The 15,471-nt window shown below is 73.7% G+C and carries 14 protein-coding genes; 11 read left to right on the plus strand and 3 right to left on the minus strand.

Annotated elements, in window-relative coordinates; genetic code table 11:
- Positions 1-11: 11 nt before the first annotated feature.
- The 3 genes from TPA0908_RS03970 (at position 12) to TPA0908_RS03980 (ending at position 3,462) form a co-directional block, all read left to right on the plus strand.
- Positions 12-839, plus strand: a complete 828-nt coding sequence (locus TPA0908_RS03970) for an MEDS domain-containing protein (RefSeq protein ID WP_281934761.1) — start codon at positions 12-14, stop codon at positions 837-839.
- The gene (locus TPA0908_RS03975) at positions 836-1,795 is read left to right on the plus strand and encodes a sensor histidine kinase (RefSeq protein ID WP_281934763.1); all 960 of its coding nucleotides are present in this window, start codon (positions 836-838) and stop codon (positions 1,793-1,795) included. Before TPA0908_RS03970 ends, TPA0908_RS03975 begins: the two co-directional genes overlap by 4 nt.
- A gap of 119 nt (positions 1,796-1,914) precedes the next feature.
- Positions 1,915-3,462 carry a hypothetical protein gene (locus tag TPA0908_RS03980; RefSeq protein WP_281934764.1) on the plus strand — a complete coding sequence of 516 codons (1,548 nt, stop codon included), beginning with the start codon at positions 1,915-1,917 and terminating at the stop codon, positions 3,460-3,462.
- Between the two features lie 3 nt (positions 3,463-3,465).
- Here the strand turns inward: TPA0908_RS03980 and TPA0908_RS03985 are convergent, their stop codons facing one another.
- A complete protein-coding gene (locus TPA0908_RS03985; protein WP_281934765.1) occupies positions 3,466-4,473 on the minus strand; it encodes an NADP-dependent oxidoreductase in 1,008 nt (335 codons plus the stop codon).
- A gap of 48 nt (positions 4,474-4,521) precedes the next feature.
- Here TPA0908_RS03985 and TPA0908_RS03990 point away from each other — a divergent pair, with 48 nt between their 5' ends.
- The 8 genes from TPA0908_RS03990 (at position 4,522) to TPA0908_RS31690 (ending at position 13,554) form a co-directional block, all read left to right on the plus strand.
- A complete protein-coding gene (locus TPA0908_RS03990; RefSeq protein WP_281934767.1) occupies positions 4,522-4,899 on the plus strand; it encodes a MerR family transcriptional regulator in 378 nt (125 codons plus the stop codon).
- A 79-nt stretch (positions 4,900-4,978) separates the two neighbouring features.
- The gene (locus tag TPA0908_RS03995) at positions 4,979-5,353 is read left to right on the plus strand and encodes a hypothetical protein (RefSeq protein WP_281934768.1); all 375 of its coding nucleotides are present in this window, start codon (positions 4,979-4,981) and stop codon (positions 5,351-5,353) included.
- Between the two features lie 43 nt (positions 5,354-5,396).
- On the plus strand, positions 5,397-6,353 hold the full coding sequence (gene pip / locus TPA0908_RS04000) for a prolyl aminopeptidase (RefSeq protein ID WP_281934769.1): 957 nt from the start codon (positions 5,397-5,399) through the stop codon (positions 6,351-6,353).
- A 54-nt stretch (positions 6,354-6,407) separates the two neighbouring features.
- Positions 6,408-7,241 (plus strand): metallophosphoesterase family protein, encoded by an 834-nt coding sequence (locus tag TPA0908_RS04005; RefSeq protein ID WP_281934771.1) that lies wholly within the window; start codon positions 6,408-6,410, stop codon positions 7,239-7,241.
- A complete protein-coding gene (locus TPA0908_RS04010; RefSeq protein ID WP_281934773.1) occupies positions 7,238-7,897 on the plus strand; it encodes a 4'-phosphopantetheinyl transferase family protein in 660 nt (219 codons plus the stop codon). Before TPA0908_RS04005 ends, TPA0908_RS04010 begins: the two co-directional genes overlap by 4 nt.
- 92 nt (positions 7,898-7,989) lie before the next feature.
- Positions 7,990-10,251: a catalase gene (locus tag TPA0908_RS04015; RefSeq protein WP_281934775.1), complete on the plus strand. Its 2,262-nt coding sequence runs from the start codon at positions 7,990-7,992 to the stop codon at positions 10,249-10,251.
- A gap of 147 nt (positions 10,252-10,398) precedes the next feature.
- The gene (locus tag TPA0908_RS04020; protein ID WP_281934777.1) at positions 10,399-12,075 is read left to right on the plus strand and encodes a discoidin domain-containing protein; all 1,677 of its coding nucleotides are present in this window, start codon (positions 10,399-10,401) and stop codon (positions 12,073-12,075) included.
- Positions 12,076-12,177: 102 nt separating this feature from the next.
- The gene (locus TPA0908_RS31690) at positions 12,178-13,554 is read left to right on the plus strand and encodes a glycosyl hydrolase family 18 protein (RefSeq protein WP_308447808.1); all 1,377 of its coding nucleotides are present in this window, start codon (positions 12,178-12,180) and stop codon (positions 13,552-13,554) included.
- A gap of 43 nt (positions 13,555-13,597) precedes the next feature.
- Here the strand turns inward: TPA0908_RS31690 and TPA0908_RS04035 are convergent, their stop codons facing one another.
- On the minus strand, positions 13,598-14,575 hold the full coding sequence (locus tag TPA0908_RS04035; protein ID WP_281934778.1) for a DUF2804 domain-containing protein: 978 nt from the start codon (positions 14,573-14,575) through the stop codon (positions 13,598-13,600).
- A gap of 88 nt (positions 14,576-14,663) precedes the next feature.
- Complete coding sequence (locus tag TPA0908_RS04040) at positions 14,664-15,419, minus strand: peptidylprolyl isomerase (protein ID WP_107156618.1); 756 nt, start codon at positions 15,417-15,419, stop codon at positions 14,664-14,666.
- Positions 15,420-15,471: the final 52 nt, after the last annotated feature.

Genomic DNA, 15,471 nt, shown 5'->3' on the forward strand with positions numbered 1-15,471 from the left:
AGGCGGAGCCGGTGACCGACGGGGGCGTGACGGACCCGGGCCACGGCCATGCCTGCCTCGTCTACGACGACCCGGTGGTGTTCCACGCCTGGGCGGTCGAGCAGGTCACCACCGGTCTCGCCGCGGGCGAGCAGGTCTGGCTGGTCGGCCCGGAGGAGGCCGACACCGTGGCCCGGCGACTGGGCTCGGTGCCCGGCTTCGACGCCGCGCGGCGACGCGGCGCGGTCCGGCTGTTCCCGGTCGGCCACGCCTACCGCCACGACGAGGTCGTCGACCCGGAGCGGCAGGTGCAGGCGTACGCGCGGGCCACCACCGAGGCGCTGGCCGCCGGCCACACCGGCCTGCGGGTGCTGGCCGAGGCGACCAGCCTGGTCCGCACCGTCGCGCAGCGCGACGCCTTCGCCCGCTACGAGCACCGCATCGACCACTGGCTGCGGCACCGGCCGATGTCGGCGGTCTGCGCCTACGACTGGCGGGTGCTCGGCGACGCGGCGATCGCGGAGCTGGCCTGCATGCATCCGGAGACCAACACCGACGTGCCGTTCCGGTTGTACGCCGGCGGCGGTGACGCGGTGGTGGCGCTCGGCGGCGAGCTGGACCCGACCGACCACCGGCTCTTCGCCGCCGCGCTGGAGCGGGCCGATCCGCGCCCCACGGCCGGGCGGCTGGTGGTCGACGCGACCCGGCTGCGCTTCGTCGACCACCGCAGCCTGCTGCACCTGCGCGACCACGCCCGTCGGCACGACGCGGTCGCGGTGCTGCGCACCGGCCGGCCGGCCACGGCCCGGCTGGTCGAGCTGCTGGGCCTGACCGAGGTACGGGTGGAGGTGGTCCGGTGAGGACCGGCGCGGCCGCCGGCCACGTGGGCTACTTCCACGAGGCGCTCCTCTACGACTCCGACGACGAGTTGCTGGCCGTGGCGCTGCCGTTCCTGCTGGGCGGCATCAAGGCCGGCGAACGCGTGGCGGTGAGCCTCGACGCGCACCATGCCGAGCTGGTGCGCCGGGCGCTGCCCACCGACGCGGAGGTCACCTACCTGCCCGGCGGGGACGTCTACGCCCGACCGGCCGCGGCGATCCGGGCCTACCGGGAGTGGTTCGGTTCGGTCACGGTGGGCACGGCGCAGCTCCGGATGGTCGGCGAGCTGCCACCGGCGCTGCTCGGCGCGACCTGGGACGCGTGGGCCCGTTACGAGTCGGCGATCAACCACGCCTACGACGACTTCCCGATCTGGGGCATCTGCGCCTACGACCGGCGATTCGTGCCGCCGCACGTGCTGGCCGACGTGGTGCGTACCCATCCCCGGATCGCCCGGCCGGACGGCAGCCACGAGCCGACCGGCGCCTACACCGCGCCGTCGACCTATCTGGCGGAGTGCCGGCCGGCCCCGCTGGACCCGGTTCAGCACACGACGCCGCTGGTCGAGCTGACCGACCCGACACCGGCCCAGGCCCGCGAGGCGGTCCGCGCCGCCGACCCCGGGCACCTTCCGCCCGACGGCGTCGAGGACCTGGTGATGGCCGTCAGCGAGGTGGTGTGCAACGCGACGCGGCACGGGACGCCGCCGGTGCGCCTGCGGTTGTGGTCCGCATCGGACCGGATGGTGGTGAGCGTCCACGATCGGGGCGCCGGCCCCAAGGACCCGTACGCCGGGCTGCTGCCGGCCGGTGACGGCACCGAGGGTGGCCTGGGATTGTGGATCAGCCACCAGAGTTGCGACCACGTGACGCACCACCGGGACGTCGACGGTTTCACCATCCGCCTGACGGCGGGGAATCCGCACTTCCCGGTCTGACCGTCGGACCGACCGGCGGGCCGGGGGCGGGGCGGGGCGAGCGCCGCGCGCGCACACGGTACCGTTGCGCCTCATCGTGCCCCGCGGCCTGGCGCTGGCGAACCGACGGAGGATGGCGCATGTCCAACGGTGAGGAACCGTTCGCACCCCACGACGACGTGTCCGCGCGACCGCGGTTCGACCCGGCGCTGCGTGGCTACGACAAACGGCAGGTCGACCGGTACGTCGAGCAGATGGACGGCGAGATCGGCGCGTTGACCGCCGCCCGGGACCGGGCGTACGCCCAGATCCGTGACCTGACCACGCAGGTGCAGCGGGCGCAGGCCGAGACGGTCGAGCTGCGGGACCGTCCGACGGCGGTGGACCGGGCGTCGTTCCGCGACCTCGGCCCGATGGTCGACCAGATCCTCGACCTGGCCGAGAAGCAGGCCGGCCAGATCACCGAGATGGCCACCAAGCGCGCCGACGACTTCCAGGCCCAGGCCGAGCGGGTGCTGACCGCGGCCCAGGAGCAGGCCGCCCGAGACCGGCGCGAGCTGGAGGAGGAGCTGTCCAGCCGCCGGGCCGAGCAGGAGCGGGCCGACGAGGAGCGCCGGGTCGCCGCGCAGGCGGAACTGGCTGCGGTCCGGGAGCTGGCGGAGAAGCTGCGCGCCGAGGGTCAGGCCGTGCACGACCGGGCCCAGCAGGAGGCGAAGCGGATCAGCGAGCAGACCACGCAGCAGGTCGAGCAGGCCCGGTCCGCGTCCGAGGCGCTGGTGAAGGCCGCCCGCACCCAGATCCAGCAGGAGGTGCAGGCCAACCGGAGCAAGGCCCAGCAGGAGCTGGCCCAGTGGCAGGCGACCATGGCCCGCGAGCTGGACGAGCGGCGGGCCGCGGCCGAGCAGGAGTTGGCCGACCGGGCGACGGCCGCCGAGCGGGACATCGCCGCGCTGGTCGCCGAGGCCCAGCAGTACGCGACCGAGGTGCGTGAGCGGGCCGACGAGGAGACCGCGGCGCACCAGGTGCGGCTCACCGCCGTGCAGCGGGAGATCCAGCAGCGGCAGGAGGCGCTGGCCCAGCTCAAGGGCGAGCTGGAGACCGTCGGCAAGCAGTTGGAGCAGGCCCGTGGGGAGATCACCACGATCGAGCGGGCCGGCGCCGAGCTGGAGGAGCGGCTGGTCGGCGTACGCCGGGACCTGACCGCCGAGACCAAGCGGCTGGACGAGGCGCGGCGCGCGGCGGAGCTGGCCGAGCAGCACGCCAAGGAGACGCGGGCCCGGGTGCAGCGGGAGGCCAAGCGGGTGGCGGACCTGGCTGCGGCGGCGGTGATGGCGGCCGCCGCGGGTGGCGGCGAGACCGCCGAGTATCCGCAGGTGGCGGCGCGGCTGATGGGGACCGTCGCGGCGGCGACCGAGCCGGTGCCGGTCGAGCGGACCGACACCGACCGGGCGGAGGTCGAGCGGGCGGAGGTCGAGCGGGCGGAGGTCGAGCGGGACGAGCACGACCGGCCCCGGGCCGGGCGCGCGGAGGCCGAGCGGGACGACGTCGACCGGCCGCGCGCCGAGCCGTTCATCGAGCGGCTGGACGGGCCGAGCTTCGACGCGTTCGCGGTGCGGACGCCGGCGCCCCGCGCGGTGCCCGAGGCGGAGACCACCGGGCCGGACACCGGCGTCCGCGCCCCGGCCTGACGGTCAGGCGACGCCGTCCGCGGCGGGCTCGTCGTCGAGCGTGACGACGAGCTTGCCGGTGACCCGGCCGGTGTCGGCGCGCGCGTGCGCGGCGGCCAGCTCGGACAGTGGATAGCTCCGCTCGATGTGGACCGTGAGCTGTCCCGCGTCGACGAGGTCGCGGATCGTGTCGAGCGGCCGGGTCAGTTGTGTCCCGCCCAGCCAACGGTAGCGTCGGCCCCGTCGGTGGGCCTGCTGTTCCGTGACGCCCGGGTCCAGCGCGGCGCCGAGCAGCAGGCCGTCCGGGCGGAGCGCGTCGAGCGACAGTCGTCCGTAGTCGCCGCCGACCAGGTCGAGGACGACGTCCACGTCGCGGGCGACGCGGCGGAAGTCGGTGCGGGTGTAGTCGACGGGTTCGTGCACGCCGAGGTCGCGCAGGAACCGGTGGTGCGCGGCGCGGGCCGTGCCGAACACGTACGCGCCGCGTTGCCGGGCGAGCTGGACCGCGAGGTGGCCGACCCCGCCGGCGGCGGCGTGGATCAGGATCCGTTGGCCGGGGCGCAGGTCCGCGTACTCGACGACGGCGAGGAGCGCGGTGCGCGCCGCGACCGGCAGCGCGGCCGCCGTCGGGTGGTCCACTGTGGCGGGCCGGGTGGCCAGGCTCGCCTCCGGTACCGAGACGACCTCCGCGTACGTCCCGATGAAGTGGATGCCGTAGACCTCGTCCCCGACCCGGAACCGGCCGTCCGGCGCGGCCTCGACGACGGTGCCGGACAGGTCCGAGCCGAGGACCAGTGGCGGCGGACCGAGTTCGGGCACGAGCCCGCGGCGGATCTTCGTCTCGCCCTGGTTGACCGACGCCGCGTGCACCCGGACCAGGGCGTGTCCGGGCGCCCGGACGGGTCGTGGCAGCCGGACCGTGCGCAGCACGTCGGGTCCACCGAACCGGGTGACGACGCCGGCGCGGATCAGGTCGGGCCCGGGCGGCGGCGGGCCCGGCGGGGCGGCGGATCCGGAGGGTTGAGTGGTCATGGCCAGCACCGTAAAGTCTTACATCGATGTGAGAGTCAAGGAGTCGCCGTGCGGATCGGTGAGCTGTCCCGGCGGACCGGAATTCCGGTGCGGATGCTGCGGTACTACGAGGAGCGCGGGCTGCTGACGCCGGCGCGCGCCCCGAGCGGCTACCGGCGGTACGCCGAGGCGGACGTGGACCGGGCCACGCTGGTCAGCAGCCTGATCAGGTCGGGGCTGCCGACCCGGCTGATCCTGCCGTTGCTCCGCGACCCGTACGGCCCGGTGGCCGGCGGGGGGCCGGGCGACGAGGAGGGCGAGATGGTCGCGCTCTTCACCGCCGAACTGGCCCGCCTCGACGATCGGATCGCGTGCATGAGCCTGAGCCGGGACGCGGTACGCCGGCACCTGCGACTACGGCGTGCCCGGGCGCGGGCGGAGCGCTGATCCCCGACACCCTTGCCACCCGCGTTTGCGATATGCAAATATGTGGATCAATTTGCCGTCTCGACTTCGGGGGTTCGACATGCGGAAGGCATCCTCGATCGGCGCGGCGGCGCTCCTGACCGTCGCCGCGGCGACGGTCGCGGTGGTGGGCGCGGCGGCGCCGGCCAGCGCGAGCTGTAGCCACTCCCACTCCAACGTGGACACCAAGTTCGGCCAGCTCTTCAACGCCACCAACGTCAACATCCGCAGCGGCCCGCACACCACCTGCGGTTCCCTGGGCTACGGCCAGCTCAGCCACAACGTCGACTTCCACTGCTTCGCCAGCGGCGACCGGGTCAGCGCGAACGGGCACACCACCTACACCTGGACCTACCTGCGGGACACCACCACCGGTGTCTCCGGCTGGGTCGCCGACGCGCTGCTCGACAACCTCGGCGGCAACGTCGCCTGTTGAGCGGGCCCACGCGACGCGGGTCGGGCGGGCAGAATCACCGGGCATGACCGGAGTCGCCCTCCACCCGCCCGTCGAGCCGTACGCCACCCACCGGGTCCCGGTCGGTGACGGCCACGTCCTGCACGTGGAGGAGGTCGGCCGGACGGACGGCGTACCCGTGGTGTTCCTGCACGGTGGGCCCGGCGGTGGTCTGGTGCCGGCGGCGCGGCGGTTCTTCGATCCCGGGCGCTACCGCGCGGTGCTGTTCGACCAGCGCGGCGCGGGCCGCAGCACCCCGTTCGGCGAGTTGCGGGCCAACACCACCGAGCACCTGGTGGCCGACCTGGAGACCATCCGGCGGCGGCTCGGCATCGACAGGTGGCTGGTGTTCGGCGGCTCGTGGGGTGTCACGCTCGGCCTGGCGTACGCGCAGGCGCACCCGGACCGGGTGACCGGCCTGGTGCTGCGCGGCGTGCTGCTGCTGCGGCGCAGCGAGCGGGACTGGTTCTACCAGGGCGGCCTGCGTCACCTCCAGCCCGAGGAGTGGGCGCGGTTCGTCGCCCCGATCCCGCCGGCCGAACGCGACGACGTGCTGGCCGCCTACCACCGGCGGTTGCACGGCCCGGACGCCGACGTGGCGCGGGCCTGCGCGCGCTCCTGGGGGCGGTGGGAGGCGGTGAACTCCTCGCTGCGCCCCGACCCGGCGGTGCTCGAACACTTCACCGCCGACGCGCAGGCGTTGCCGATCGCCCGGATCCTGTCGCACTACGCGGTGCACGGCGGCTTCCTCGCGGAGGGGCAACTACTCGACGGCGTGGACCGGATCCGCCACCTGCCGGCCGTGATCGTCAACGGCCGCTACGACCTGTGCTGCCCGCCGGTGTCCGCGTACGACCTGGCCCGCCGGTGGCCGGAGGCGGAGCTGCGGATCGTGCCGGACGCGGGCCACTCGGCGGCCGAGCCGGGCATCGCGCGGGAGCTGCTGCGCGCCGTCGACCGGGTCGCCGACCTGATCGGCTGAACACCGCCCTCCCGCGCCTGGCCATTCGGGACCGTCGCTGGCAAGATCGGCCGAATGACGGGTGCGCTGTACGCGGTCAGTGATCTCCACGTGTCGTACCCGGAGAACCGGGCGGTGGTGGACGGCCTGCGACCGGAGTCGGCGGACGACTGGCTGATCGTGGCCGGCGACGTCGGTGAGCTGTTCGCCGACATCGAGCGGACGTTGGCGCAGCTCCGCGACCGGTTCGCCCGGGTGGTCTGGGCGCCCGGCAACCACGAGCTGTGGACCCATCCCACCGACCCGGTGACGCTGCGCGGGGTGGCACGCTACGAGGCGCTCGTCGCCATGTGCCGGGGCCTGGGCGTGCTCACCCCGGAGGACGACTATCCGGTGTGGCAGGGCGCGGACGGGCCGGTCACCGTGGCCCCGCTGTTCCTGCTCTACGACTACTCGTTCCGCGCCCCGGGCACGTCCACCAAGGAGGAGTCGCTGCGCGTGGCGTACGAGTCCGGGGTGGTGTGCACCGACGAGATGCTGCTGCATCCCGACCCGTACCCGGACCGGGAGTCATGGTGCTGGGCGCGGCTGGCGGCGACCGAACGGCGGCTGGCGGCGACCGACCCGGCGCTGCCGACCGTGTTGATCAACCACTGGCCGCTGGTCCGTCAGCCCACCGACGTGCTCTGGTTCCCGGAGTTCGCGCAGTGGTGCGGCACCGAGCGCAGCGCCGACTGGCACGTGCGGCACCGGGCCGCCGTCGCGGTCTACGGCCACCTGCACATCCCCCGCACCACCCACTACGACGGGGTGCGGTTCGAGGAGGTGTCGCTGGGTTACCCGCGGGAGTGGGGCCGCCGGGGCGACGAGCCGCGCCCGATGCGGCGGATCCTCGGCGGCGCCCCGTGATCGAGGCGTTGCTGCCGTCGGCGGCGGTGGCCGTCGAGGCGTTCACCGACCGGGCCGGCGACGAGCCGTACCCCGGGGAGGAGGACCTGGTGGCCCGCGCGGTGGCCAGCCGCCGTCAGGAGTTCGTCACCGCCCGGCGCTGCGCGCGGGAGGCGCTGGCCCGGCTCGGGTACCCGCCGGCCCCGATCCGCCCCGGCCCCCGGCGGGAGCCGCTCTGGCCGGCCGGTGTGGTGGGCAGCATCACCCACTGCGCCGGGTACCGGGCGGCGGTGGTGGCCCCGGCCGCCGCGCTGGCCGGGCTGGGCATCGACGCCGAGCCGCACGGGCCGCTGCCCGAGGGGGTGGCCGACGCGGTCACCGTCGCCGGCGAGCCGGCGCACCTGGCCGGGCTGCGCGCCGCCGACGCGGGCGTGCACTGGGACCGACTGCTGTTCAGCGCGAAGGAGTCCGTCTACAAGGCGTGGTACCCGTTGACCAGCCGGTGGCTCGGCTTCGAGGAGGCTGAGCTGACGCTGGACCCGGCCGGCCGGTTCACCGCCCGGGTGCTGATCGACGGTACGCGGACCGACGGCGGGCCGCCGTTGGACGTGCTCGACGGCCGTTGGCTGGTGGAGCGCGGGCTGGTGGTGACCGCGGTGGTCGTGCCGCACCGCTGACCACTCCGTCCGGGTGATCCGTGTTTGTCCTCCCCCGTCCAGGGTAGGGCCCTGAAGGCTAGGTCAAAACGCCGCAGGGAGGACAGAGCCTGATGGACTCCAGCAAGCCCGCCCAGGTCGTCAAAGGTGTCGTCGAGGCCGCTGTCGAGAAGGTCGGCGAGGCGCTGACGCCGGACGTGCCGGGCGCGCCGGGCAGCGCCCCACCGTCGATCGAGGAGCCGACCGCGCCGCACGGCCCGCTGCCGCCCAAGAGCGAGCAGGGCGCGCCGGACACGCGTACCCCGACCGGCGCGGAGACCGGCGTGCCGAAGATCGCCAAGGGGCAGCAGGGGGCGTACCTCACCACCGCCAACGGCGTCCGGCTGCGCGACACCGACCACTCGCTCAAGGCCGGTCCGCGCGGCCCGGTGCTGCTCCAGGACCACCACCTGCGCGAGAAGATCATGCACTTCGACCACGAGCGGATCCCGGAGCGGGTGGTGCACGCCCGCGGCGCCGGCGCGCACGGTGTCTTCGTCGCCAACGGCGCGGCCGAGCAGGTCACCCGCGCCGGCTTCCTGAAGAAGGGGCGCGAGACGCCGGTCTTCGTCCGCTTCTCGACCGTGCTGGGCTCGCGCGGCTCGGCGGACACGGTCCGCGACACCCGGGGCTTCGCCACCAAGTTCTACACCGACGAGGGCACGTTCGACCTGGTCGGCAACAACATGCCGGTCTTCTTCATCCAGGACGCGATCAAGTTCCCGGACATCATCCACGCTGCCAAGCCGCACCCGGACCGGGAGATCCCGCAGGCACAGAGCGCGCACGACACGTTCTGGGACTTCGTCTCGCTGCACACCGAGGCGCAGCACCACACCATCTGGAACATGTCCGACCGGGGCATCCCGCGGTCCTACCGGACCATGGAGGGCTTCGGCGTGCACACGTTCCGCCTGGTCGACGACGCCGGCGCGACGGTGCTCGTCAAGTTCCACTGGAAGCCGAAGCTCGGGGTGCACTCGCTGGAGTGGGAGGAGGCGCAGCTGATCAACGGCATCGACCCGGACTTCCACCGCCGCGACCTGTACGACGCCATCGAGGCCGGCGCGTACCCGCAGTGGGAGCTGGGCATCCAGGTCTTCCCGGACACGCCGGAGGAGACGTTCGCCGGGATCGACCTGCTCGACCCGACGAAGATCGTGCCGGAGGAGCTGGCGCCGGTGCAGGCGATCGGCACGCTCACCCTCAACCGGACGCCGCGCAACTTCTTCGCCGAGACCGAGCAGGTGGCGTTCCACCTGGGGCACCTGCCACCGGGCATCGACGTCACCAACGACCCGCTGTTGCAGGGTCGGCTCTTCTCGTACCTGGACACCCAGCTCACCCGGCTGGCCGGGCCGAACTTCACCCAGATCCCGATCAACCGGCCGCACGCCGACGTCAACGACATGCTCCGGGACGGCTTCCACCAGCAGGCGGTGCACGCCGGGGTGGCGCCCTACCGACCGAACTCGCTCGACGGCGGCAACCCGTTCCCGGCCGGTGACCGGGAGCACGCGTTCGTCGACGTGCCGGTGACGGTGGCCGAGGCGCCGAAGGTCCGGGCCGCGCCGGCCTCCTTCGACGACCACTACAGCCAGGTCCGGCTCTTCTGGGCGAGCATGTCGCCGGTGGAGAAGGAGCACATCATCCGGGCGTACACGTTCGAGCTGGGCAAGTGCTACCACCAGGCGATCAAGGAGCGGCAGCTCCAGTGCCTGGCCAACATCGACCCGGTGCTCTGCGAGCGGGTCGCCACCGGCCTGGGGCTGCCCGCGCCGCAGCCGACCGTGCCGCTGGCCGAGGTGCAGCCCAGCCCGGCGCTGTCCCAGGTCGGCCGGGAGTGGCCGGCCGACGGCCGGATGGTGGGCATCGTGGTCGACGCCGACGGTGACCTCGACGACGTCGCGCAGGTCCAGCGCGCGGTGTTCGCGGCCGGCATGGTGCCGCTGCTGATCGCCGCGCACGGCGGCACGATGGGCGGGCTGCCGGTGCAGCGTACGTTCGCCACGGCCCGTTCCGTCGAGTTCGACGCGGTCCTGCTGGCCGGCGCGCCGGCGCCGGCGCCGGACGCGTTGCCGGCGCGGGACGCCAAGGCCGGCGCGCCGGGTGCGACCGCCGTCGACCCGCGGGTGTCGCTGCTGGTCGAGGAGGCCTGGCGGCACGCCAAGGCGATCGGCGCGTGGGGCGCCGGCGCCGAGGTGCTGCGACTGACCGGGGTGGACGGTTCGCCGGGCGTGGTGACCGCGGGCTCCGGCGCGCAGGCGCTGGAGTCGGTGCGGCAACTGATGGCGGCGCACCGGGTCTGGGAGCGGTTCCCGGCCTCGGTCGCCTGACCGACGCACGATCGAGGGGCGGTCCGCCACCGGCGGGCCGCCCCTCACGCTGTTTGTTTCATCGACCTGTCTTAGTATTGCAGTTTCATGTCGCGCGCTGTCATGATGACCGTCAATTTCTTCCTCCCCCTCGAAGGAGCGGTCCACATGGCGCCCACCCGCCGTACCCTGATCCGGTCCGTGGTGGCCGGGTCCGCGCTCGCCGCGCTGCCCGACCTCGCGCTCTCCCCCGCCCCCGCGGCCGCCGCCAGTCCCCCCGGCGACGTGGTCGGCAAGGTCTCCGTCGGCTACCAGGGCTGGTTCAGTTGCCCCGGCGACGGGGCCCCGATCGGCGGCTGGTGGCACTGGAGCCGGGACCGGTTCCAGTCCCCCTCGCCGGCGAACACCACGATCGTGTCCTGGCCGGACATGCGGGAGTACGCCCGCGGCTACCCCACCGCCTATCCGAATCTCGGCGACGGCCGGCCGGCCACGCTCTTCTCCTCCTACGACCAGCAGACCGTGGACACCCACTTCCGCTGGATGCAGGAGTACGGCTGCGACACCGCGGCGCTGCAACGGTTCAACCCGTTCGGCGACGAGGGGCCGACCCGCGACGCGATGGCGGTGAAGGTCCGCTCGGCGGCGGAGCGGTTCGGCCGCAAGTTCTACGTGATGTACGACGTGACCGGCTGGACGGCGATGCAGTCGCAGCTCAAGGAGGACTGGTCGACGAAGATGTCGGCGCACACCGCCTCACCGGCGTACGCCCGGCAGAACGGCAAGCCGGTGGTCTGCGTGTGGGGGTTCGGCTTCGCCGACGACGGCCGGCCGTTCGCGCCCGCCGCCTGCCTGGACGTGGTGCGGTGGCTCAAGGCCCAGGGCTGCTACGTCATCGGTGGCGTGCCGACGTACTGGCGGCAGGGGATCAACGACTCCCGCCCCGGCTTCGCCGACGTCTACCACGCGTTCGACATGCTGTCGCCGTGGATGGTCGGGCGCACCGGCACGCTCGACGGACTGGACTGGTTCCTCACCAACGTCAACGCGCCCGACCTGGCCGACTGCGCCGCGCACGGCATCGACTACCAGCCCTGCGTGATGCCGGGCGACCTGTCCGCCGGCCACCGGCGGCACGGTGACTTCTACTGGCGGCACCTCTACAACATGGTGCGGCTCGGCGCGCAGGGCCTCTACGTGTCCATGTTCGACGAGTTCAACGAGGGCAACCAGATCGCCAAGACCAGCGAGACGGCGGCGGCCACCCCGGCCGGGACCGGGATCCGGGCGCTCGACGAGGACGGCACCGCCTGCTCGGCGGACTACTACCTGCGGATCACCGCCGACGGTGGCCGGATGCTCAAGGGCCAGTTGGCGCTCACGGCGGTGCGGCCCACGCCGCCGGTGACCGGGGGCGGGCAGCCGCCCGGCGGCGACCTGGCGGCCGGTCGGCCGGCGTCGGCGAGCAGCCAGCAGAACGGGCCGTTCGGCGCCGGCAACGCGGTCGACGGCGACCGGGGCACGTACTGGGAGTCGGCCAACGGCGCGTTCCCGCAGTGGTGGCAGGTCGACCTCGGCGCGACCGGGCCGGTGGCCCGGCTGGTGCTCGCGCTGCCGGCCGGCTGGGAGGCCCGGACCCAGACGCTCGCGGTGCAGGGCGGCACGGACGGCACGACGTTCACCACGCTGACCGGGCCGGTCGGCGTCCGGTTCGACCCGGCCACCGGCAACCAGGCGACGCTGACGTTCACCGCCACCCCGGTCCGGTACCTGCGGGTGCGGTTCACCGGCAACACCGGCTGGCCCGCCGGACAGCTCGCGCAACTCTCCGCGTACGCCGCCTGACTCATCGAAGTCCATCATTGACGGCTTAGTTAATAGTCTTTAATATTTGGTCCACCTCGAGGAACACCCCCTGTCCGCCCCCGTCCCCCGGGAAGGCCCTCGATGCCCACACCCCACCTCCGGCGCCGCCTCGCCGCCGGTGCGCTCGCGCTGGCCACCGCCGCCGCGACGCTCGCCCTCACCCCCTCCGCCGCCGAGGCGGTGGTGCTGCCCAACGGCTTCAAGAGCGTCGGCTACATGCCGTCGTGGAGCGGCAGCGTCACCAGCATCCAGTACGGCAAACTCACCCACGTCAACTACGCCTTCGTGCTGCCCAACGGCGACGGCAGCCTGCGCGCGGTGGAGAACCCGAGCAAACTCTCCTCGCTGGTCTCACTCGGGCACGCCAACAACGTCAAGGTCTCCATCGCCATCGGCGGCTGGAACGACGGCGACGACTCCGCGTTCGAGGCGCTCGCCGCCAACTCCGGCGCCCGCGGCGCGTTCGTGAACAACGTGGTCGCCTTCGTCAACCAGTACAACCTCGACGGGGTCGACATCGACTGGGAGTACCCCGACCCGGGCGCGTCCGCCAGCAACTACACGCTGCTGATGCAGCAACTCGGCAGCGCCCTGCACAGCCGCGGCAAACTGCTCACCGCCGCCGTGGTCGCCGAGGGCTACTACGTCAACGGCGTACCCACCGCGGTCTTCGGCTCGGTGGACTGGCTCAACATCATGGCGTACGACGGCGGCAGCCCGCACGCCAACTACGACTGGTCGATCGCCGCCGTGAACGGGTGGAAGGCGCGCGGCCTGCCCGCCGCCAAGGCGGTGCTCGGCGTGCCGTTCTACAGCCGGCCCGGCTACTACACGTACGCGGCGCTGGTCGGCATGGACCCGGCCAACGCCAACCGGGACTGCACCACGGCCGGCGGCGCGCAGCAGTGCTACAACGGCATCCCGACGGTCAAGCGCAAGACGCAGTGGGCCCTGGCGAACGCCGGCGGCATGATGAACTGGGAGCTGTCCCAGGACACCACCGGCGCGACGTCGCTGGTCAGCGCGATCTACGACACGGTCACCGGCGGCGGCACCACGCCACCGCCGTCCGGGCGTACCGGGCCGATCACCGGCATCGGCGGCAAGTGCGTCGACGTCGCCGCCGCCGGCACCGCCAACGGCACCGCGATCCAGCTCTACACCTGCAACGGCACCGCCGCGCAGAGTTGGACCGTGGGCGGCGACGGCACGCTGCGGTCGCTGGGCAAGTGCCTCGACGTGACAAGCGCCGGCACCGCGAACGGCACGAAGATCCAGCTCTGGGACTGCAACGGCACCGGCGCGCAGGTCTGGCAGGCGCAGAGCAACGGCACGCTGCGCAACCCGGTGTCGAACCGGTGCCTGGACGCCACCGACAACAGCTCCGCCGACGGCACCCGGTTGCAGATCTGGGACTGCTTCGGCGGTGCCAACCAGGTCTGGCGACTGCCGGCCTGACCGCCCGGCCACGCGTCCCCGCCGGCCCCGGCGGGGACGCGTGTCACCAGCGGTTACGCGCCTCCTCGGCCCAGCCGACCAGGCCGTCGAGGTCCACCCGCGCACCGTCGTCGGTGGCGGCCCAGCCGGTGAAGTGCCCGAAGCACTGATGGGTCTCGCCGGCCAGCACCAGCAGGTTCGTGCGCCCCACCCGCTCGTGGAACGGATGGAAGGTGACGTCCACCCGGTCGCCGGTGATCCGCCACGGCCGCAGCCAGTCGGCCCGGTCGTACCGCCAGGCGAGGTCGTCCCCGATCTTGTGCAGCCGACCGTCGACGAAGACCGCGTTCTCGGTCGAGCCGGTCCCGTCGGTCCACGTGCCGCCGAGTTGGATCGCCCGGCCGGGCCCGCTGCCCGCCGCCCAGTTCCACCGCACCGCGTACCGCCACTTGCCGCGACCGTGATCCAGCGCCGCGAACGACCCCACGCCCACCGGGTACGTGGTGCCGTCCACCCGCAGCGTGCCGTGCGCCGGGCGGCCCACGTCCTTGACCGTGTACTGGAACCGGCGGGTGCTCCACGGCACCACCACGCCGAGCGACTCGTGCCCCGGTGGCAGCGGCACCGTCAGGTCGACCTCGACACCGGGCGCGGTGGCCCGGACAGCGCTGCCGTCGGGGCCCTGGTCCACCTCGATGACCAGTCCGCCACCACGGGCCCGGACCGCCCCCGCGCCGCTGACCGGCGGCAACACCGCGCCCCGGGCGAACGGGACCACCGCCTCGGTGACGGTCTCCCGGCCGGTCCGCCGGTCGAGCAGGTAGAGGCTCTGCACGCCGGCATAGTCCAGCGAGGACGCGACCAGGCCGAGGATGTGCGTCGGGGTGACCACGCCCCAGTGTTCCCACCGCTTGGCCCGACCCCAGCCGCGCAGGTTCGACCGGTGCAGCGGGCGGCGGCTCCACCCGACCGCCGCCGGGTTCAACCGCCCGTCGGGGCGGCACAGGTCGACCGGCTCGGTGATCTCCCGCTCGTGCGTCACCGCCGCAGGCTACCGGGCGGGACGACGGGACGACGACAGCCGCCCGGCGGCCCGGCGGGACGTCAGCCGTCCCACCGGGCCGGCGTCGTCAGCGGCCCCGGGTCGCCTTGCAGATCTCCACCGGCTGGGCGGGCGCGCCGTCCACCGGCGCCGGGTCCTCCGGCGTGGCGGCGATGCCGCCGGCCGCGATCCGGTCCAGCGTGGCCAGTCCGGCCGCGTCGACCCGCCCGAAGACGGTGTAGTTCGGGCGCAGCGCCGAGTCGGCCTGGACCAGGAAGAACTGGCTGCCGTTGGTGTCCGGGCCGGCGTTCGCCATGGCCAACGTGCCACGGGCGTAGAGGCGGCGTACGCCGGTCGGGTCGGTCGGCGCGGGCGGCAGGTCGGTGGGCAGCTCGTCGCGGTACCGGTAACCCGGACCGCCCTCGCCGGTGCCGGACGGGTCACCGCACTGGAGCACCGTCAACGTCGGGTACGCGGTGAGCCGGTGGCAGGGCGTCCGGTCGTAGAACCGGTGCCGGGCCAGGTGCAGGAAGCTCTGCACGGTGCACGGCGCCTGCTCGCGGTCGAGGGTCAGCCCGATCGGCCCCTGGTTGGTGCGCAGCGTGACCCGAACCGTGCCCCGGTCCGGCGTACGGCGCGGGTCCGGCGGCAGCGGCACCGGCCGGGCCGCCGGCTCGTCCGGCGTCGGCGTGTACGCGCACGGCCCCTTGGTCGGTGCGGGGTCGGCGGCCGGGGCCGCGGTCGCGGCGACGGCGGAGCCGGCGACCAGTGCGACGGCGGCCACCGTCACCCCGGCGAGGCGGGCCAGCAGCGGGGCGGCGTGCGGTCGGGTTTCGCTCGACACGTGGGTCCTCCCTGGACTCGTGGTACCAGAACGACCGGAGTCTATGGAGCCG

The organism is Micromonospora sp. AKA38 (assembly GCF_027925725.1).
Lineage (GTDB): Bacteria > Actinomycetota > Actinomycetes > Mycobacteriales > Micromonosporaceae > Micromonospora.

Coding starts and splice junctions, on each gene's coding strand:
- TPA0908_RS03980 (WP_281934764.1), top strand. CDS start 1,915: ATGTCCAACGGTGAGGAACCGTTCGCACCCCACGACGACGTGTCCGCG.
- TPA0908_RS03985 (WP_281934765.1), bottom strand. CDS start 4,473: ATGACCACTCAACCCTCCGGATCCGCCGCCCCGCCGGGCCCGCCGCCG.
- TPA0908_RS03995 (WP_281934768.1), top strand. CDS start 4,979: ATGCGGAAGGCATCCTCGATCGGCGCGGCGGCGCTCCTGACCGTCGCC.
- pip (WP_281934769.1), top strand. CDS start 5,397: ATGACCGGAGTCGCCCTCCACCCGCCCGTCGAGCCGTACGCCACCCAC.
- TPA0908_RS04005 (WP_281934771.1), top strand. CDS start 6,408: ATGACGGGTGCGCTGTACGCGGTCAGTGATCTCCACGTGTCGTACCCG.
- TPA0908_RS04015 (WP_281934775.1), top strand. CDS start 7,990: ATGGACTCCAGCAAGCCCGCCCAGGTCGTCAAAGGTGTCGTCGAGGCC.
- TPA0908_RS04020 (WP_281934777.1), top strand. CDS start 10,399: ATGGCGCCCACCCGCCGTACCCTGATCCGGTCCGTGGTGGCCGGGTCC.
- TPA0908_RS31690 (WP_308447808.1), top strand. CDS start 12,178: ATGCCCACACCCCACCTCCGGCGCCGCCTCGCCGCCGGTGCGCTCGCG.